General features: G+C 73.4%; 14 protein-coding genes. 11 read left to right on the plus strand and 3 right to left on the minus strand.

The window, feature by feature from the left end; all coding sequences use genetic code 11:
- Positions 1-34: 34 nt before the first annotated feature.
- The 7 genes from DB32_RS07165 to DB32_RS07195 all read left to right on the plus strand — a co-directional run bounded on the left by DB32_RS07165 (position 35) and on the right by DB32_RS07195 (position 7,829).
- A complete protein-coding gene (locus DB32_RS07165) occupies positions 35-2,026 on the plus strand; it encodes a TonB-dependent receptor plug domain-containing protein (protein WP_053231670.1) in 1,992 nt (663 codons plus the stop codon).
- On the plus strand, positions 2,026-3,258 hold the full coding sequence (locus DB32_RS07170) for a hypothetical protein (protein WP_053231671.1): 1,233 nt from the start codon (positions 2,026-2,028) through the stop codon (positions 3,256-3,258). Before DB32_RS07165 ends, DB32_RS07170 begins: the two co-directional genes overlap by 1 nt.
- The gene (locus DB32_RS07175; protein WP_053231672.1) at positions 3,258-4,130 is read left to right on the plus strand and encodes an ABC transporter substrate-binding protein; all 873 of its coding nucleotides are present in this window, start codon (positions 3,258-3,260) and stop codon (positions 4,128-4,130) included. The genes DB32_RS07170 and DB32_RS07175 overlap by 1 nt, the downstream gene beginning before the upstream one ends.
- A complete protein-coding gene (locus DB32_RS07180; protein ID WP_053231673.1) occupies positions 4,127-5,134 on the plus strand; it encodes a FecCD family ABC transporter permease in 1,008 nt (335 codons plus the stop codon). The genes DB32_RS07175 and DB32_RS07180 overlap by 4 nt, the downstream gene beginning before the upstream one ends.
- Positions 5,131-5,895 carry an ABC transporter ATP-binding protein gene (locus DB32_RS07185; protein WP_053231674.1) on the plus strand — a complete coding sequence of 255 codons (765 nt, stop codon included), beginning with the start codon at positions 5,131-5,133 and terminating at the stop codon, positions 5,893-5,895. Before DB32_RS07180 ends, DB32_RS07185 begins: the two co-directional genes overlap by 4 nt.
- Positions 5,892-6,431 (plus strand): bifunctional adenosylcobinamide kinase/adenosylcobinamide-phosphate guanylyltransferase, encoded by a 540-nt coding sequence (gene cobU, locus DB32_RS07190; protein ID WP_075097839.1) that lies wholly within the window; start codon positions 5,892-5,894, stop codon positions 6,429-6,431. The genes DB32_RS07185 and cobU overlap by 4 nt, the downstream gene beginning before the upstream one ends.
- Before the next feature lie 81 nt (positions 6,432-6,512).
- On the plus strand, positions 6,513-7,829 hold the full coding sequence (locus tag DB32_RS07195) for an FAD-dependent oxidoreductase (protein ID WP_083457206.1): 1,317 nt from the start codon (positions 6,513-6,515) through the stop codon (positions 7,827-7,829).
- 9 nt (positions 7,830-7,838) lie between these two features.
- Here the strand turns inward: DB32_RS07195 and DB32_RS49035 are convergent, their stop codons facing one another.
- Positions 7,839-9,407 (minus strand): hypothetical protein, encoded by a 1,569-nt coding sequence (locus DB32_RS49035; protein ID WP_053231677.1) that lies wholly within the window; start codon positions 9,405-9,407, stop codon positions 7,839-7,841.
- A 264-nt stretch (positions 9,408-9,671) separates the two neighbouring features.
- Here DB32_RS49035 and DB32_RS07205 point away from each other — a divergent pair, with 264 nt between their 5' ends.
- Positions 9,672-10,559 (plus strand): polysaccharide deacetylase family protein, encoded by an 888-nt coding sequence (locus DB32_RS07205; RefSeq protein WP_083457207.1) that lies wholly within the window; start codon positions 9,672-9,674, stop codon positions 10,557-10,559.
- A gap of 4 nt (positions 10,560-10,563) precedes the next feature.
- On the opposite strand, the gene DB32_RS07210 is transcribed toward DB32_RS07205, so the two are convergent.
- Entirely contained in the window at positions 10,564-11,814 is a 1,251-nt protein-coding gene (locus DB32_RS07210; protein ID WP_053231679.1) for a GYF domain-containing protein, read from the minus strand.
- 316 nt (positions 11,815-12,130) lie between these two features.
- On the opposite strand from DB32_RS07210, the gene DB32_RS46485 reads away from it, so the two are divergent.
- Positions 12,131-15,613 carry a hypothetical protein gene (locus tag DB32_RS46485; RefSeq protein WP_053231680.1) on the plus strand — a complete coding sequence of 1,161 codons (3,483 nt, stop codon included), beginning with the start codon at positions 12,131-12,133 and terminating at the stop codon, positions 15,611-15,613.
- A 26-nt stretch (positions 15,614-15,639) separates the two neighbouring features.
- Here DB32_RS46485 and DB32_RS07220 read toward each other — a convergent pair whose 3' ends face one another.
- Positions 15,640-17,340: a hybrid sensor histidine kinase/response regulator gene (locus DB32_RS07220; protein ID WP_053231681.1), complete on the minus strand. Its 1,701-nt coding sequence runs from the start codon at positions 17,338-17,340 to the stop codon at positions 15,640-15,642.
- A 117-nt stretch (positions 17,341-17,457) separates the two neighbouring features.
- On the opposite strand from DB32_RS07220, the gene DB32_RS07225 reads away from it, so the two are divergent.
- Positions 17,458-18,114 carry a LuxR C-terminal-related transcriptional regulator gene (locus DB32_RS07225; protein WP_075097473.1) on the plus strand — a complete coding sequence of 219 codons (657 nt, stop codon included), beginning with the start codon at positions 17,458-17,460 and terminating at the stop codon, positions 18,112-18,114.
- A 27-nt stretch (positions 18,115-18,141) separates the two neighbouring features.
- Positions 18,142-18,330, plus strand: a complete 189-nt coding sequence (locus DB32_RS07230) for a hypothetical protein (protein WP_053231683.1) — start codon at positions 18,142-18,144, stop codon at positions 18,328-18,330.
- The last annotated feature ends 16 nt before the right edge of the window (positions 18,331-18,346 follow it).

The following is an 18,346-nucleotide window of genomic DNA, read 5'->3' on the forward strand; positions in this document are numbered from 1 at the left end:
GCGGCGTGCGCTCGCGCGTCGCCGCGGAGGTCGCGTGGCGTTCGTGCGTCTCGTGCTCGCGTGGTGGCTCGTCGGGTCGGTCGTGTCGTGCGCGCTGGCGCGCGCGCAGGACGGCGGCGATGCGACGTTCCGCGCGCGTGCCGAGGTCGAGCGGCCGATCGCGTCACGCACGCCGCTCGATCCCACGGCGTCGAGCACGCGGGTGGAGATCGACACGACGCGCGTGGAGTCGATGCGCGACGTGCTCGCGCGGGTGCCCGGCGCGCGTGCGCTCGGGACCGGGGCGTTCGGTCAGCCGCTCGGGCTGAGCCTGCGCGGCGCGGACGTCGCGCACTCGACGGTGATGCTCGGTGATCTCCCGCTCACCGGGCCCGATCTCGGGGCGTTCGATCTGGGCGCGATCGACCTCGGCTCGATCGCGGCGATCGAGGTCTATCGCGGCGGCGCGCCGGCGATGCTCGGCGAGGGCGCGATCGGCGGCGTGATCCGGCTCGTGCCCTCGCGCGCCGAGGGCCGTCGCGCGGGCGCATCGGTCTCGTACGGATCGTTCGACACCGGGATCGCGCGGGCGTGGGGCGCGGTGCGCGGTGACGGGCTCTCGTCGCTCGTCGCGCTCTCGTTCGACGCCGCCGACAACGATCATCCCTTCGTCGACGACGGCGGCACGCGGCTCGATCCGACCGACGATCGCGAGCGCGCGCGCCGCAACGCGGGCACGCGCGGCGCGAGCGGCCTGCTCCACCTCGAGGTGCCGCTCGACGTCGGCGAGCTCGAGGCGGTGATGCTCTGGGTGAGCCGCGCCTCGGGCGTGCCCGGCGCGGGATCGCAGCTCGCGAGCGAAGCGCGGCGCGCGACCGATCGTTACGCGGGCAGCGTCGCGTATCGGCTCGGAGGACCGTCGCTCTCGCTCGAGGTGATGGGCGGCGGTTGGTACGGGCGCGCGGCGTTCCTCGATCGCCTCAACGAGCTCGGCACCGGACAGCACGCGAGCGACGATCGGCAGCTCCGCGCGTTCGGTCGCATCGCCGGGAGCTGGTCACCGGTGCGCGAGCTCGCAGTGCGCGCCCTGCTCACCGCGCGTCACGATCGGCTCGAGCCCGACGATCCGCTGGTGCGCACGTCGCTCGGCGCGTCGCATCGCGACGGGCTCGTCGCGGTGCTCGAGGGGGCGATCGATCCGCGCATCGATCACCTGCGCATCGCGCTGCGGCCCTCGGTGCGCCTCGAGTGGAGCGACGCGCACCTCGAGCAGCTCGAGCTCGTGTCGCGGCTCGCGCGCAGCGTGGAGGTGATCGCGCCCACGTTCCGACTGGGCGCGGCGATCGCGCCGATCGCCGGGATCGCGATCTCGGCGTCGATCGCGCACGGCACGCGCATCCCGTCGATGATCGAGCTCTTCGGCGATCGCGCGACGCTGGTGGCGAACGTGCGCCTCGAGCCCGAGCGCGCGACCTCGATCGACGCGGGTGTGACGGTGCAGGAGCGCATCGTGCCCGGCCTCGAGCTCGAGGCCGAGCTGCGCGGGTTCGTGTCGCTCGCGGAGTCGCTGATCCGGTATCGACGCACGGCGCAGTACACCGCAGTCGCCGAGAACGTGGCGAGCGCGACGATCGCGGGGCTCGAGCTCGGCGTCGATCTCCGCGCGCTCGACCACGTGCGGCTCGAGGGCGCGCTCACGTTCCTCGACGCGCGCGACGAGCTCGGCCGGCTGCTCCCGTTCCGGCCGCAGTGGCACGGCTTCGCGCGAGTCGAGGCGAGCACCGGGCGCGCGCTCGATCGCGACGTCGCGCTCTCCGGCTTCGTCAGCGCGAGCTACACGGCGGCGAACGCGGTCGATCCCGCGAACCTCGTCGTGATCGGCGATCGCACGTGGATCGACCTCGGCGCGCGCGTGGCGCTCTTCGGCGTGATCGGCATCTCGTGCGCGGTGCGCGACCTGCTCGACGCGCGTGGCCAGGACTACCTCGGCCTCCCTCTTCCCGGCCGGCGCTTCGTCGCGCAGGCCGACATCCAAGGAGACCTCTGATGCGACGTGGGATCGGGCTCGCGGTGCTGGTGATCGGGTGCGGCGGCGGCGCGGAGCCGGCGGGGATCGCACCGCTCGCGGAGGAGCCGGCCTACGCGGTCGTACTGAGCGATTACGCGAGCACCGCGATCGCGATGGTGCGCGCGGACGGGACCGCGGTGGACGATCGATGGGTGACGTCGGGCACCGTGTCGCCCGGTCTCGTCGCGGCGCTCTCGGGCGACGTCGCGATCCCGAGCGCGGGGATCGGCGACGGGACACTGTGGCTGCTCGATCGGTTCCGCACCGACGTCCTCACGCGCATCGAGGTGCCGAGCGGCGAGGTGCTCGGGCAGGTGCGCACCCACGACGCGGCAGGCGGCGAGGGCGCATGGTCGTCGAACCCGCACGACGTCGCGCTCGTCGCGGACGATCTCGCGTGGATCTCGCGCTTCGAGGCGAACCTCGATCCCGCTGCGCCGGAGCTCGAGCGCGGCAACGATCTCTACGCGATCGATCCCTCGTCGATGGCGCGGCGCGGGATGCGCATCGGCTTCGAGCAGTACGACGTCGAGGTCGCGGGCGCCGACGGATCGCGCGCGACCGCTCACGCGCGACCGTCGTCGATCGTGCGGCTCGGCGACGTGCTCGTCGTCGGGCTCGCGCGGCTGACCGGCGCGTTCGACGGGGCAGGGGAGGGCGCGATCGTCGAGGTCTCGCTCGCGAGCCATGCGACGCGGCTGATCGCGCTCGAGGGTTTGCACGACTGCGCGCGCGTGGTGCCCGCGGGCGAGCGCGTGATCGTGGGATGCGCAGGGTTCGGCGACGCGGCGACGAAGCGCGCGACGGCCGGCATCGTCGTCGTCGAGCTCGTCGATGGCCGCGCAGAGGTCACGCAGACGCTGCGGTTCGGCGAGCACGAGCAGCTCCCGCTCGCATCGCAGGGTGTGGTGCACCTCGAGGGTGATCGGGTGCTCGCGCTCGGGTGGGGCTCGCTGGACCCGGTGGCCGGGGACCAGCTGTTCGAGATCGATCTCGCCACTGCGACGTCGGCCGAGATCGCGCGCTCGGCGGGCCCCTTCGAGCTCGGCGCGCCGCTCTTCGACGCGACGCAGGATCTCGCGCTCGTGCCCGACGGATCGCGCGGCCTGCGACGTTTCGTGCGGCACGACGACGGCTCGTGGACGGAGATGGACGCGGTCGAGCTCGCGCCCGATCTCGCGCTGCCGGTGCGGCACATCGCGCGGCTCTGATGATGCGCGCGCTGATCTCGACCTGGCTCGCGCTCCTCGTCGCGTGCGGTGCGCCGGAGCGCGAGCCGGGCTCGAGCACCATCTCCGTCGACGACGAGCGCGGTCGCACCGTGCGCCTCGCGCGCCCGGCGACGCGCATCGTGAGCCTGCTCGCGTCGCACACCGAGACGCTGGTCGCGCTCGGCGTCGGGGACCGCATCGTCGGGCGCGACACGTACAGCACGGGCTCGCCGCAGATCGAGGCGCTGCCCGATCTCGGCGGGCTCGAGCCCAACGTCGAGGCCGTCGCGGCGCTCGAGCCGGATCTGGTGATCGCCGCGGAGTACGGCACCCAGGCGGGCGTGCTCGAGCAAGCCGGGCTCACGGTGTGGGCGGGCAGCGCGCAGCGCTACGACGAGCTCTTCGAGGTGCTCGACGCGATCGCGCGGCTGGTCGGTCGCGCCGGCGAGGGTGAGCGCATCGCGCGCGAGCTGCGCGAGCGGATCGCGCGCGTCGCGGCGCGGGCGCAGGGCGCGCCGCGGCTCCGCGTGTACTTCGAGGTCGATCCGACGCCGTACTCGGTCGGCCCACGCTCGTTCATCGGCGAGATGATCGCGCGCGCCGGCGGCGCGACGATCGCGCCCGAGCCGCTCGGAGAGTTCCCGCGGCTCGCGCTCGAGGAGATCGTGGTGCGCGACCCCGAGGTGATGATCGGGCTCTCGCTCGACGAGGCGCGCGGGCGTCCCGGATGGTCGAGCGTGACCGCGGTGCGACGAGGGCGCGTGCGCGCGCTGAGCGATGCGGAGCGCGACGTGATCGTGCGCGCGGGGACGCGCATCGACGAGGGCCTGCAGGTGCTGCTCGAGATCATCCACCCCGAGCTCGCGCCATGACTCGACGCGAGCTCGGAACGGTGGCGACGGGTGTCGCGCTCCTCGCGTGCGTGCTGGTGATCGCGGCGAGCATCGGCACCGTCACGATCCCGATCCACGTGGTCCTCGAGGCGGTGCTCGACGGATCGGACGCGGGCCTCGCGCACGTCGTGTGGTCGGTGCGCCTGCCGCGCGTGGCGATGTCAGCGCTCGTCGGCGCGTGCCTCGGCGCGTCGGGCGCCGCGACGCAGGCGGTGTTCCGCAATCCGCTCGCCGATCCGTATCTGCTCGGCGCGGGCAGCGGCGCCGGGCTCGGCGCGATCGTGGGCTTCGAGCTCTCGGGTGAGCTCCCCGCCGATCTCGCCGCCGCGGGCGCGGTCTCGCCGGGCTCGATCGTGCCGCTCTGCGCGTTCGCGGGCGGGCTCGGCGCGGTGCTGCTCACGGCCGCGCTCGCGCGTGCTCGCGCGCGCCGCACCGAGTCGCTCGTCCTCGCGGGCGTCGTCGTCGGCAACATGCTCGCCGCGATCACCACGTTCCTCCTGCTGCGCGAGGGCGAGCGACTGCGCGCCGTGATCACGTGGACGCTCGGCAACCTCGCGCTCGCGAGCTGGCGACAAGTCGGCGAGCTCGCGCCGTACGTCGTGGTCTCGCTGCTCGCGCTGATGCTCGTCGCGCGTCCGCTCGATGCGCTGCAGCTCGGCGACGAGACCGCCGAGACGCTCGGCGTGCGCGTGGTCGCGATCCGACGCATCACCCTCGCCGCCGCGACGCTCGCGACCAGCGCGTCGATCGCATACGTCGGGGTGATCGGGTTCGTCGGCCTCGTCGCGCCGCACGTCGCGCGTCGGCTGATCGCGCCGACCCACCGCGCGCTCCTTCCCGCATCCGCGCTCTTCGGCGCGCTGCTCCTCGTGCTCGCCGATCTCGGTGCGCGCACCATCGTCCGTCCCGCCGAGCTCCCGGTCGGGATCGTGCTCACGCTCGTGGGCGGTCCCTTCGTGCTGCTCGTGCTGAGGTCGCGATGATCTCGTGTCGCGGGCTCGAGGTCCGCTATGGCGCGCGTCGTGTGCTCGCGGGGATCGATCTCGAGCTCGCGCCGGGCGAGCTCGTCGCGCTGATCGGTCCGAACGCGGTGGGCAAGAGCACGCTCGTGCGCGCGCTCGCGGGCGTGCTCCGGCCGAGCGCGGGCGAGGTCCTCGTGCGCGCGCCGCGGGCGCGCACCGTCGCGTACGTCGGGCAGAGCGAGCCGCTGCCGGCCGAGTTCACGGTGCACGACGTCGTCGGGCTCGGTCGGCTCCCGCACCACGGCGTGCTCGGCGCCGCGCACGGGGAGCGCGACCGCGCCGCGATCGCTCGCGCGCTCGAGGCGACCGGCACGAGCGCGCTCGCGTTTCGCAGGATCGGTGAGCTCTCGGGCGGAGAGCAGCAGCGCGTGGCGCTGGCGCGCGCGCTTGCGCAGGAAGCCCACGTGCTGCTGCTCGACGAGGCGCTCGCCCACCTCGACGTGCGGCACCGGCGCGACGTGCTCGGCACGTTGCGACGCGAGTCGGCGCGCGGGACCGCCGCGCTGTGCGTCGTCCACGAGCTCGCGCTCGCGACGTACGTGGATCGCTGCGTGCTGCTCCACGCGGGCGCGGGCGGCGCGCGCATCGCCGCGGATGGCGCGCCTCGGGACGTGCTGCGCGCCGACCGGCTCGAGGACGTGTACGGCGTGCCCTTCGACGTCGAGCTGCGCGATGGACGCGCGCGCGTCGCGGCCCGGATGGAATGGGAGGAGACGAGATGAGCGGAGGACGGATCGTGCTCGTCGGCGGCGGCGCGCGCTCGGGCAAGAGCAGCTTCGCGCTGCGGCTCGCGCGAGAGCGTGGCGAGCGACGCGTGTTCGTGGCCACCGCGAAGGTCACCGACGACGACATGGCAGCGCGCATCCGTCGCCATCGCGAGGAGCGCCCCGACTTCCGCACGATCGAGGAGCCCATCGCGCTCGCGAGCGCGGTTCGCACGATCACCGACGCCGACGTCGTGGTGATCGACTGCATGACGTTCTTCGTGTCGAGCCTCATGCTCGCCGGCCACGATGGCGACGCGATCCTCGCGCACGTCGACGCGCTGGTCGCCGCGCTGCGCGACGCGCCGTTCACGTCGATCCTGGTCACGAACGAGGTCGGCATGTCGGTGCATCCCCCGACCGAGCTCGGGCGGCGATTCCAGGACTACGCGGGCTGGTGCAATCAGCGGCTCTCGCGCGCCGCGGACGAGGTCCATCTCGCGGTGATCGGGACGATCCTGCGCGTGCGCCCTTCGCCGGTCGAGGCGATGTGACGCGTCCTTCGCTCCGACGGGGAGGTGTGCGCCAGCGCTGGCCGTGACCAGGTGTCGAGTCTCGAGGGTCGCCGGCGTTCGATGCTCATGGTTCGAGAGAAGCGGCTCGAGCGATCGCGCGCGTTGCCGAGCACGGGAGAGCGCATCGGGATCGTGGGCGGCGGGATCGCGGGGCTCACCGCCGCGCGTGCGCTCCGCGCCTCCGGTGCCGCGCGTGTGATCGTCTTCGAGCGCGAGGCCGACGTCGGCGGCAAGTGCTGCACCGTCCGCATCGCCGACCGCGACTACGAGCTCGGCGCTGCGATCATCTCGCCGCTCTACACCCACGTCCGTCGCCTGATGCACGCGACGAGCACGAGCTGGAGCCCCGTCGCGTCGATCGCGTACGTCTCGCCGAACGGCGCGATCCAGAGCTACGTGATCCCGCCCGGGATGGACCGACACTTCGTGTCGTTCGGCGCGGAGAGCGCGCGCTGTCTCGCCGAGATGCTCCGGGCTCGCGCGCTCTGGCGTCCCGGCTTCGCGCACCTCGCGGACGACCTCCACGTGCCGTTCGAGACGTGGGCCGAGCACCGCGGCTATCGCGAGCTCGCGGACATCGTGCGGCCGTGGTTCACGGGGTTCGGCTACGGGTATCTCGAAGAGATGCCCGCCGCGTACGTGCTCAAGTACATGACGGTGTGGGGCTTCCCGTTCGCGCAGCTGCCGGGCGTCGGCGTGCGCGGGCTGTGCGCGCGCGTCGCGCGCGAGCTCGACGACGTGCGGACCGGTACCGAGGTCCGCCGCATCGTGCGAGGCGACGACGGCGTGATGCTCGAGACGTCCGCAGGCCGCGTCGAGCTCGATCGGGTGGTGCTCGCGTGCCCGCTCGACGACGCGCTGGCGTTCCTCGACGCGACGGACGAAGAGCGCGCGCTCTTCCAGCGCATCCGCACGATCGACTTCCGCGTCGTCGCCGCGAGCGTCAGCGGGCTCCCCGCGCGTCCGTTCACGTTCTGCGTGCCGAACATGCACCGATCCGGCGCGGGTGAGCCGGTGTTCTGGTATCGGCGCTGGCCCGATCGGGACGTCGAGACGTTCTACGTGATCGAGGATGGCTCGCCGTCGCTCGATCGGACGGCGAAGCGCGTGGAGGACGCGGTGCGGCGGCTCGGGGGTCGCACGCACGAGATCCACGACGTGCGTGCGTGGCGATACTTCCCGCACGTCGACGGTGCGGCGATCGAGGAGGGCTTCTACGCGCGTCTCGAGTCGCTCCAGGGCGTCAATCGGACCTTCTACGCGGGAGAGCTGCTCTCGTTCCCGACGCTCGAGACGGTCACGAGCTACTCGTTCGATCTCGTCCGTCGCCACGTCGCAGCGCGCGCGCGCGGGCACCACGCCGCGCGCTGGACGTGACTGCGAGCATCAGAATCCGCGTACGACTCCGGCGAATCCGAGCTCTCTCACGAGCGCAGCGGACTCCGGCTGTGCCGCGAGCCCACCATTGAACTGCTGGAAGAACACGAATCGCTGCGGCGTGAGCGTGCGAGCGTCGACGCGGATCTCACCGCGGTAGTCGTTGGTCAGATTGTTCGCGAGATCTTCGATGATCAGGTGATTCGACGTTCCGTCGCCGTTGGGTGTCACGAACGCGGAGATCGGCGCGCTGCGATCGAACGAAGGCGCGATGATCACGCCGCGGAACGCGCCGCTCGTGTGGTCGAGGACGAACTGCAGTCGCTTCGAGCCGGCGACGAGCACGACCGCTTCCTGCACGCCGTTCGCGAACGTCTGTCGCGACTCGAACGACACGCCGCCGAGCGTCGTGCGACGGACCTCGACGCGACGACCGCGCGCGTCGGTCTCGAACGTCGGGACCGTCACGTCGACGAAGCGCTGGAGATCGTCGATCGCATTCCGCGCGACGGCGTTCACGACGCCGAAGATCGCACCGGAATTCCCGGGACTCCCGACGCGCGCCATGTCGAGCTGGAAGAAGCGCAGATCGAGGAGCGGCGGGAGCTCTCCCGCACCGACATCGCCACCACCGTCGTCTCCACCCGCGCCATCGTCTCCACCCGCGCCGTCGTCTCCGCCTGCACCGTCGTCGCCACCCCCACCGTCGTCTCCGCCCGCGCCGTCATCTCCACCCGCGCCGTCGTCTCCGCCCGCGCCGTCGTCTCCGCCGCCCGCGACCTCACCGCCCGCTGCCGCCACCGCCGCCGCCACCTTCTGTGCGAGGTCGCGCGAGGTCTGATCGAACGCCCGATCGACCTGCTCGAACTCGAGCAGTCGCAGCGGCTCGCGCACCGTGCCGAACAAGCCGATGTGCGTGTAATTCGCGCGCCCGTCGTTCAGGAGATCGTACGCACTGCCCTCGATGCGATTGCCGTCCTGCAGCGGGACCGCGATCATCCGATGCCGCGTGTCGCGATCCGCCGGAGTGCGGTACTCGCCGTCGAACGACGTCGTCGTCAGGTTCTGCACGAACGAGACGATCGTCACGCCGTCGAGCACGATCGTGCCGGTGTACACGACCTCGCCCCCGACGAGCCGCGCGGTCTGCGTGAAGCGTGCGCGCGGCGCCGTCCGCGTCAGCGTCGCGACACCGCCCGAGACGTCGAAGACCTCGCTCTGCACCTGCGCTTCCTGCTGATCGAGGAACGCCTCCAGGTTGAGCGTATTGAAGACGAAGAGCTGGAGGATCCCCTGCCGGCGCCCTCCGTCGAACGTGAGCTCCGTGCCCTCGATCGCATCGCCGACGCGCGGGTCCATGTCCCAGACGCGCGCGTCGAAGATCGCTGGGAAGTCGTCCGCGGTCGTGCTCCCGCGCTCCACCGCCGCGCGCAGCTGCGCGTACTCGCGTGACAGTGCCCAGAAGTCCGAGTCGAGATCCGAGGTGGGGCTCGCACATCCCGCCGCGACGAGCGCGGCGATCAGGACGGCGAGCGACGCCCTCGGCGTCGCTTCGAAGGAGCTCCGGTGAGTGGTCATGCTCTGGCCCTCGTGAGGTCGGCAGAGGCGCGACGCGGATCGTCGTCGGCTCGTCGAGTGCTCGTGTCGCTCGATTGGCAACATGCATGCCTCGAGCGGAGCATCGAAATCGCCGCGATTTCGTGGGCGCGCGGGCCGGAGCGCAGCTCGCTCTCGGGGCGCAGCGCGCGTCCCGCGCGATGGGGACTCTCGTGCTCACCGCGCGGCGCGCGATCGTCCCGTGGTGGTTGTCCGCGGCGATGACGGCGCCCATGAGCGAGCGTCATGGAATGGCCGGCCCGAACGGCGGCAGCGGTGCTCTCGGCGATGCTCGGTGCGTGCCTGGGCTCGGATCCAAGCGCGGGCGATGTGATCGACGGAAGCGTCGGCTCGACCGACGAAGATCTCTGCGAGACCTGGCTCCACCAGCCACCGCCCGCGCGATCGTGGTGCAGCGGTCTCGAGGTGATGGACGACCTCGACGGACGCCGCGTCGCGATCACGTTCGACGACGGTCCGTCGTCGCGCACCACGCCCGCGATCCTCGAAGCGCTGCGCGCCGCGAACGTGCCCGCGACCTTCTTCGTCGTCGGCCGCATGCTCGAGGACGCGCGACAGCGCGAGCTCCTGCGCGAGATCCACGCGGACCCGCTCTTCCACGTCGCGAATCACTCGTACTCGCACCCCGACTCTCTGATGCTCAGCGCCGAAGAGCTCGAGTCGGAAGTCCACGAGACGAACCAGGCGATCCGCGAGGCGCTCGGCGATCCTTGTTATTTCCCGCGCTATTTCCGCTTCCCGTACGGCTCCGCGAATTGCCGAGAGACGCGCGCGCCCGAGGCGTATGGGATGGCGGTCGCGGGGTTCGACATCGACGTAGCCGACTGGTGTTACGACGAGGAAGGTCGCTGCGAGGCGAGCCGCGCGACGTGGATCCCGCCGGAGTACCTCGACGACATGGTCGGGTTCCTCCTCGCGCGCCTCGAGCAGGAGGACGGCGGCATCGTCCTCCTCCACGACGTGATGCCGTATACCGCTGCCGTGCTGCCCGAGCTGCTCGAGCGCGTGCGCGCCGCGGGGTTCACGTTCGTGCGGCTCGAGGATCTGCCGCGCCTCAACGACGCGGTGAACGCGCCCGAGCCGCCGATGTGCTGCCGCGGCGAGATCCACTGATCGCTCAGATCCGGAACGGGTACTCGATCGTGAAGCTCTCGCGCGCGAAGCGCGTGAAGGTGACGCTGCGCACCGCGCGCGCGACGCACGAGCCCGCGGCCGTGCCCGCGAGCGGCCCCTCGACGACGGCGCTGGTGACGCGGCCGGTGTCGCCTCGCGCGGTGATGCGCACCATCGCGAGCCCGTGGCCGTGCTCGCCGCACGCGGCGACCGCCGTGTGCGCGCGCGTGAGGGCGTGATCGACGTCCTCGCGATCCGGCGTCACGGGCAGCGCGTCGGGCGCGGGCGCGGCAGGCGCGTCGGCTGCCTCGACGTCGGACGGAGCGCCCACCGCGGCCTCGATCAGCGCGTCGATGGTCGCGACCGGCGCCTCGCTCGTCTCCGGCGGCGCGACGATCTCGCTGGGCGTCGTCACCTCGACGACCTCGGGCGCGGCGGGCGCCTCCGCGACGATCTCGGGCGCGGGCGCTTCATCGCCACGCATCGCCGGCGCGGGCGAGGTCGCGACGCGCACCGGAGGCGGCGCGGCGACGATCTCAGGCGCGCCCTCGGCCTCGTCGAGCTCGACCGCGCTCGGTGCCGCGATCTCGGCGACGGCGGGCACGACGATCGCCGTGGGCGCCGCCGCTGCGGGCTGGACGAACATCGGCCCGGGCTCGAGCGGCGCGCTCGCGACGAGCACCGGGGCGGGCTCCGGCTCACCGGCGATCGACGCGAACGTCGGCGCGATCGCGATCACGGCTGCGAGACAAGCGCCGATCAGCGCCCCGCGCGCGAACGACCCGCCCCGCGGGCGCGCGACGTGGGCCGGCACCTCCGCGGGCGGGATGGTCGACTCGTTCGTCCTCGGCGCGGGGACCCGCGCGGGCGCAAGCGCGCGCGACGTCGCGAGCAGCGCCGCGAGATCGACGCGGCCCGATCCGGTGAGCTCGTCGTGCCGCGCGAGATCCGGGATCGGCGCGGGCGGCGGGATCGTCGCAGCACGCACGCGCGGTCGAGCCGAGGCGCTCGCCGCGCGGATCGCGTCGACGACGTCCGGGATCTCGCGCGCGGGCGCCCACGCGTCGATCCCCTCGCGCCAGACCGGCGCATCGGCGCTGCCGGGATTTGCGCGCAGCGCGCTTCCGAGCTCGTCGCGCGTGATCGGTCCGATCAGCATGCCGTCGAGCACGGCGTACCAACACGGCTCGCAGCGATCGCAGCGATCCCCCGCGGTGCGCCCCTCCGCGCCGCAACCTCCGCACACGAGATCCATCCGTGCTCCCCCCCGGCGCGCAATCGCACGCAGCGTCGCGATGCCTCGCGGCATCTCATGAGCACGATCCGGCGTGACGAGAAGTTCCCGTCGCGGCTGCAGACGGTCTCCGCTCCGGGAGCGACGCGGACGTAAGCGCTTAGCTCATCCGTCCACCTTTCTCGCGCCGTCGCTCCGCGGCCAAGGTCCGCCCGCCGAGGGCAGCGGTGCGCGAGGGACGGCGCGCGCACGCATTCACCGATCGCGACGCGATTCGGGGGGAGCGACGATGCTTGACCGATGGTGGGTGAGGACGACGGCGATCGCCGTCGCAGGGATGGCTCTGTTCGTCGTCGGGTGCGGCGGAAACGGAGGTGACGATCCCGCGGACTCCGGCGCACCGGAGGACGCATGTGCGGACGGCGGGTGCACCGAGCCCGAGACGTGCGCGACGATCGTGGGCACCGATGCGTGCCCCGTGCGACGTCGCTGCGAGGACGCGCCCACCGGGCCGATCTGTCTGTCGGAGTGCGAGCCCGGCTTCGAGCTCGACGCGTCGAGCGGCGCGTGCACGCAGTGCGCGAATCCGTCGTGCACGCCGCCGCCGAGCTGCGATCCCGCCGCGCCCGGCAGCATCGCGAGCCGCTGCGCGATGGAGCACCGCGCGTGCGACGACGCGGCGTGCGGCGCGTGCCTCGAGGGCTTCGTCGAGCGCGACGGCGTCTGCGTGATGCAGGTCGTGTGCGGCGGCGAGGTGTGTCGCGACGACGAGATGGCGATGCCGCTCGAGCGCGACCCCGCGCGGTGCGAGTGCGTGCCGATGCCGTGCGGCGCGGGCGAGGCGTTCTCCACCGCGCTCGACCGCTGCGTCACGTGCGCGGTGCGCTGCGACGGCGAAGGCGAGCGCGGCATCCACCCGCTCACCGACGTCGCCGGCGCGTGCGTCTGCGACACCGAGAGCGGTTGGTTCTGGCCCGCCGCGGACGCGGCGCGCGCACGGCGCTGCGACGCCGACGGCGACGCATGGATCGCGCAGAGCGCGATGCGCGCGCTCTCGCACGACGACCCCGCGATCCGCGCCGTCGCGGAGGCGAGCTGTCCCGCGCCGCGCGTCGATCGCGTGCAGCTGCAGAACGAGTATCGACAGCAGCTCACGATCCATCTCTGCGAGGACGGCCCGAGCCGCGAGGACTGTCCTGCGACGCGCGCACCGCTCGCGCTGGTCGAGTCCGATCGCAACGACGACGACGCGCAGCTCGCGATCGCGACGGAGCGCGCGCCGATCTACGGCTACGGCGAGATCGGTCGTCCGCTGCGCGCCGCCGAGGTGAACGGCCTGACGAAGGGCTGCGTGAGCGTCGAGGCGGACTACGACGACGACGGCACCGAGGACCTGCTGCAGGCGCACCCGACGCATCGCGCGGGGCGCGCGGACTGGTCGGCGTTCTCGTACTTCTTCGAGCTGCACGACAGCCTCTACGTGCCGGGCACGCCGGGGCAGCTCGTCATCCGCGAGCGCAGCCGCTGCTCGCAGGTGCTCGACGCGGGCGGCGCGTGGCCGCTGGTGCCGCTGCAGTACGGCGCGGGCGCGGGCAGCCACTGGCGTCACTGCGCGCGACAGCGCGACGCGCGCTTCGACCCCGCGCCGGCGAGCGGTGATCCCGCGCCGGGCTTCGACTTCGCCGAGCACACGTGCGAGGGCGGCGGTGCGTGCGAGGTGCCGGTCCCGCCGGTCGAGCCGGCGCCCGGCAGCGACGAGCCGCCGCTCCACGGGCTCTGCCAGATCCGCGCGTGGGAGAGCGCCGAGGACGCGTGGCGCGGCTTCGGCCATCACAGCCAGTTCAAGTGCCTGCTCGTCGGCGACGAGCCGGTGCCGCACGCCGCGCCCGAGCTCGCGTTCGACCCGGCGCGCGGATCGCTGGAGTTCCAGGAGTGCCACGCCGGCGCGGGCACGGAGCTGCGCTGTGACGTGAGCCCGTTCCCGACCGCAGGGAGCGTCGGCTGGGCCGCGGTGCGCTACGTCGACGCGACGCGGAACGTCGCCGGATGCGTCGACGAGTCGCAGTGGCCCGAGCTCTGTCCGCCGTCGAGCGCGACCGGCTTCGTCGAGGCGTTCGCGGATGCGTCCGACTTCGGTCGCCTCGAGTGCGGCTGCGACGGCGCGGAGATCGTGTTCTATCGCGACGCCGACGAGGACGGCTTCGGCGATGCGGCCGATCGCGTCCTCGCGTGCGTCGAGCCCACGCACCTCGGGGCGCGCTTCGCGACGGTCGCGGGCGACTGCGCGCCGAGCGATCCCGACGCGCATCCGAGCGCGCCCGACGTGCCCGACCCCGCGTCGCTCGACCGCAACTGCGACGGCATCGACGGCGACCTGCGCGATCTGATCTTCGTCGCGGCGAACGGCAGCGACCCGTCGGGCGACGGCTCGCGCCAGTTCCCGTACGCGACGATCCAGCGGGGCATCACCGCGGCCGCGGGGCGCGGCATCGGTCACGTCGCGGTGAGCGCGGGCACGTACCGCGAGCGCGTGCAGCTCGCGAGCGGTGTCTCGATCCACGGCGGCTACGATCGCGCGAGCGGCTGGTCGCGCAGCGCATCGACCACGACGACGATCGAGCAGCAGCACGTCGACGTCGCGGGCGGACGCGTGGAAGCGCTCGCGGCGATCGGCGTGACGAACGAGACCATCGTCGAGCGCTTCACGATCCGCGCGGGCTCGAGCGCCGCGCCGCCGCAAGCAGGCGCGTCGGTGTACGCGGTGCGCATCGTCGACTCGAGCGGTGGGGTCGTGTTGCGTCACGTGATCGCAAATGCGGGGCGCGGCGCCGACGGCATCTCGGGCGCGGATCGGTCGAGCGGCGCATCGGGCGGGAACGGCAGCAACGGGAGCCGGCCGGGCGGCGGCGCGGGCGGCGGATCGAGCTGCGGCGTCGCCGGTGGTCACGGCGGCAGCGGCGGCGGAGACAACGCCGGCGGCGCGTGCGGCGGCACGTACAGCGGCGGCAACGGCGGCGCGCCGCAAGGCGACGGAGGCTGCGGCGGCGGTGGCGGCGGCGTCTCCGCGTACAGCTGCCCGGTGCCCGGCACGTGGGCGAGCGATGGCGGTGGTGGACAGTCGTGCGGCGGCGACGGCGCGCTGGGCGCGAGCGCGTGGGCGATCACGCGCAGCGGCGCCGTGAGCAGCGGCCTCTGGTCGGCGCTGAGCGGTCACGGGAACGGCAGCGCGGGTGGCGCGGGCCGCGGTGGCAGCGGCGGCGCGGGCGGCGGAGGCGGTGACTGCGACACCGTCTGCGGCGGCGCGCTCGGCGGCGGAGGCGGCGGTGGTGGCGCGGGCGGCTGCGGTGGTGCGCCGGGCGGCGGCGGCACGGCGGCCGGTGGCTCGTTCGGGCTCGTCGTGGTCGCGTCGACGGGCGTCGTGGTGGAGAGCTCCACGTTCGCCAGTGGCCAGGGCGGTCGCGGCGGCGACGGCGGCGATGGCGGCGCGGGCGGAGCCGGCGGCGCGGGCGGCGCAGGCGCGTCGGGCGCTCGCACGTTCGAGTCGTGGTGCTGCGCGATCGACGCGCGCGACAGCGCGGGTGGCGGCCGCGGCGGTGACGGCCGGCGCGGCGGCGCGGGCGGTGGTGGCGGCGGCGGTGCGGCGGGCCCGTCGATCGCGCAGCTCGTGTGCCGCAGCAGCGTGCTCGGTCTCGCCGCGTCGACCGGCAGCGCGGGCGTCGCGGGCGCGCCCGGCGCGGGCGGCTGGCCGAACGGTCCGACCGCGCCGAGGGCTCCGTCGTCGAGCCTGCTGATCCTCGAGACGTCCGACTGCGCGCTCTGAACCGAGCGCGTCGAGCGGCAGCGCGCTCACGCGGCGCGCTGTCGCTCGATCGTCTCGGCGATCGTCGCCCACAGCGTCGCGCCGCTCACCGGCTTGCGCAGCACCGCCGCCGCGCGGTGCTCCTCGGGCACGTCGACGTCGCCGGTCAGCAGGATCACCGGACGATCGATCCGCTGCGCGAGATCGACGCCGCTCAGCGCGCCCGGCAGACGCAGATCGCTCACCACCGCGTCGGGCGCGCACCCTGCGCGCAGCGCGTCGAGGGCCTCCTCCGCGCTCCCCACGACGTGCACCTCGCACCCGCACTGCTCGAGCCACCCCTCGAGCGCCTGGCGCACCAGCACGTCGTCGTCGACGAGCAGGATCCTCACGGCGCGCGTCGCGGGCGGCACGCTGCGACTCGGCTCGCGCGTCGGGGCGCTCGTCGCGAGCGGAAGCTCGACGGTGAACACGCTCCCGCGCCCGACGTCGCTGCGCAGCGAGAGCGACCACCCCGCGAGCGCGCAGATGCGCCGCACCATCGAGAGCCCGAGCCCGAGCCCCTTCGTGCGATCGCGCTCCGGGTTCCCGAGCTGCACGAACTCCTCGAAGATGCGCTCGCGCGCGTCGAGCGGGATCCCTGCGCCCTGGTCGAAGATCTGGAGCCACGCGCGATCTCCGCGCCGTCGCGTCGCGATCAGCACGCGCCCGCGGCCGCCGTGCCGCACCGCGTTCGCCGCGAGGTTGTGCGCGACGCGCGCGAGCAGCGCGGGATCGGCGTGTACGTCGAGCACGGGGCCCGCCGCGCTCAGCGTCACGCCGCGCGCGTCCGCTTCGTCGTGCAGGGCCGCGATCACCTCGCCGACGATCGGCGCGAGCGACACGACCTGAGGCTCCGCGACGACGATCCCTGCGTCGAGCCGCGAGAGGTCGAGCAGCCCTTCGAGCATCGAGCGCAGCGCGTGCACCGTGCGCACGAGCGCGTCCGTCGCGGCACGACGTCGCGCCTCGGGCACCGGCGGCTCGGTCGCGAGCACGTCGGCGAAGAGCGAGAGCGCTTGGAGCGGCTGGCGCAGGTCGTGGCTCGCGGCGGCGAGGAAGCGCGTCTTCGCGAGCGCGGCCGACTCGGCGTTGGCGCGCGCCGCGTCGGCGGCCTCGCGATCCGCGATCGCGCGCGCGAGCAGCTCCGCGTTCTCGAAGCGCAGCGAGAGCGCGGCGCGCAGCACCACGGCGTTCTGCCAGACCATGAAGAACGACGCGCCGAGGAACGCCGCGAGCAACCCTGCCGTCCACCACCGCGGCCCCGCCGACGCCGCGACGTCGGGGCCGAGCGCGGTGATCGCGAACATCGCGTAGCCGATCGGATCCGCAGCGAGCGTGCTCGTCGCCGACGCCGCGAGCCCCGCGAGGCAGAACGACATCGCGATGCCGGTGCCGAACTCCGCGTGCATCGGCCACACGAGCCCGCCGAGGCCCCATCCGACGCCGACGAGCAGCGTGCCCCCACGCCGCGCCCACATCGCGCGATCAGGCTCGAAGCGCCCGCGCCGGTACGCGACGAGGATCGCGACGTTCGCCGCGATCGCGAGCCCCTGCAGCGCGATCCACCACGAGAGGTGCACGCTGCCGCCGGTGCCGCACGCGGTGATCGCGAAGAGCGCGGTCACGGTCGCCGATCCCGCGAGCGCGCCCGGCAGCTGCGCGTACGCGTGCGCGATGCGCTCTTCGCGGAGAGTGGGATCGAACATGTGCGCGCACACTGACCGGAGCGCGCCCATCGAACGAGTGGACTACGCGCTCCTGCGACGAATGGACTACGCGCTTCGTCTTGTTCGGCTCAGGCGCGTGGGCTAGGTCGGGCGCCCATGCACGCGCTTCTCGTAGAGGACCACGCACTGGTTCGCGAAGGGCTGCGCATGATGCTGGAGGGCACGGGCCAGTTCGCGCAGTGCCACGAGCGCGCATCGCTCGCCGCGGGCCTCGACGCGGCGCGCACGATCGGATCGGCGCTGGGGCTCGTGCTGCTCGATCCAGGTCTTCCCGACGCCGATGGGCTCGGTGGGCTCGCGCGCTTCCTCGAGGTCGTGCCCGACGTGCCGATCGTCCTCGTGTCGGGCGGCGACGACGCGTCGTTCATCGACGCCGCGTTCGCGCGCGGCGCGCGCGGCTACGTGCCCAAGAGCTCGTCCGCGCCCGCGCTGCGCGCCGCGATCGACGTGGTGCTGCGCGGCGAGCTCTACGTGCCGCCGCACGTGCTCCCGAGCCGTGCGCGCGCTCCGCGCGCCGTGCCGAGCGACGCGCCGGTCGCGCGCCTCACGCCGCGTCAGGCCGACGTGCTCGTGCTGCTCGCGCGTGGCCTCGCGAACAAGGAGATCGCGGACGCGCTGCAGATGAGCGCGTCGACGGTACGCGTCCACGTGAGCGCGATCCTGAAGCTCCTCGGCGCGGAGAACCGCACCCAGGCCGCGACGAGCCACACCGCGCAGATCCTCCTCGGAGCGAGCGACTCGCGACGTGGATAGGCGGCAGGGGCAGTCGCGGGTGGAATCGTGAAGACGTGGTTGCGAAAGCAACCTTCTGCACGAGATCGCGACACCGTCCAGGTCTGCATCGAGAGCCCCGAGGTCACCGACGTCACGCTCAGTCGCACGCTCGGTGTCGGCGAGGCGGTCTATCGCGCGGTCGCGAACGTCGCGATTCCCGAGGACGCCTGCTTCGCAGTTCCGTTCCGACTGTGATCTCGATCGTCGCGCG

Source organism: Sandaracinus amylolyticus, assembly GCF_000737325.1.
In the GTDB taxonomy this organism is placed as follows: Bacteria; Myxococcota_A; Polyangia; order Polyangiales; family Sandaracinaceae; genus Sandaracinus; species Sandaracinus amylolyticus.

Excerpts from the sequence above, each read along its gene's own strand:
- DB32_RS07175 (WP_053231672.1), top strand. The coding sequence starts at position 3,258 with ATGATGCGCGCGCTGATCTCGACCTGGCTCGCGCTCCTCGTCGCGTGC.
- DB32_RS07180 (WP_053231673.1), top strand. The coding sequence starts at position 4,127 with ATGACTCGACGCGAGCTCGGAACGGTGGCGACGGGTGTCGCGCTCCTC.
- DB32_RS07185 (WP_053231674.1), top strand. The coding sequence starts at position 5,131 with ATGATCTCGTGTCGCGGGCTCGAGGTCCGCTATGGCGCGCGTCGTGTG.
- DB32_RS07205 (WP_083457207.1), top strand. The coding sequence starts at position 9,672 with ATGGAATGGCCGGCCCGAACGGCGGCAGCGGTGCTCTCGGCGATGCTC.
- DB32_RS46485 (WP_053231680.1), top strand. The coding sequence starts at position 12,131 with ATGGCTCTGTTCGTCGTCGGGTGCGGCGGAAACGGAGGTGACGATCCC.
- DB32_RS49035 (WP_053231677.1), bottom strand. The coding sequence starts at position 9,407 with ATGACCACTCACCGGAGCTCCTTCGAAGCGACGCCGAGGGCGTCGCTC.
- DB32_RS07210 (WP_053231679.1), bottom strand. The coding sequence starts at position 11,814 with ATGGATCTCGTGTGCGGAGGTTGCGGCGCGGAGGGGCGCACCGCGGGG.
- DB32_RS07225 (WP_075097473.1), top strand. The coding sequence starts at position 17,458 with ATGCACGCGCTTCTCGTAGAGGACCACGCACTGGTTCGCGAAGGGCTG.
- DB32_RS07170 (WP_053231671.1), top strand. The coding sequence starts at position 2,026 with ATGCGACGTGGGATCGGGCTCGCGGTGCTGGTGATCGGGTGCGGCGGC.
- DB32_RS07195 (WP_083457206.1), top strand. The coding sequence starts at position 6,513 with ATGCTCATGGTTCGAGAGAAGCGGCTCGAGCGATCGCGCGCGTTGCCG.
- cobU (WP_075097839.1), top strand. The coding sequence starts at position 5,892 with ATGAGCGGAGGACGGATCGTGCTCGTCGGCGGCGGCGCGCGCTCGGGC.
- DB32_RS07220 (WP_053231681.1), bottom strand. The coding sequence starts at position 17,340 with ATGTTCGATCCCACTCTCCGCGAAGAGCGCATCGCGCACGCGTACGCG.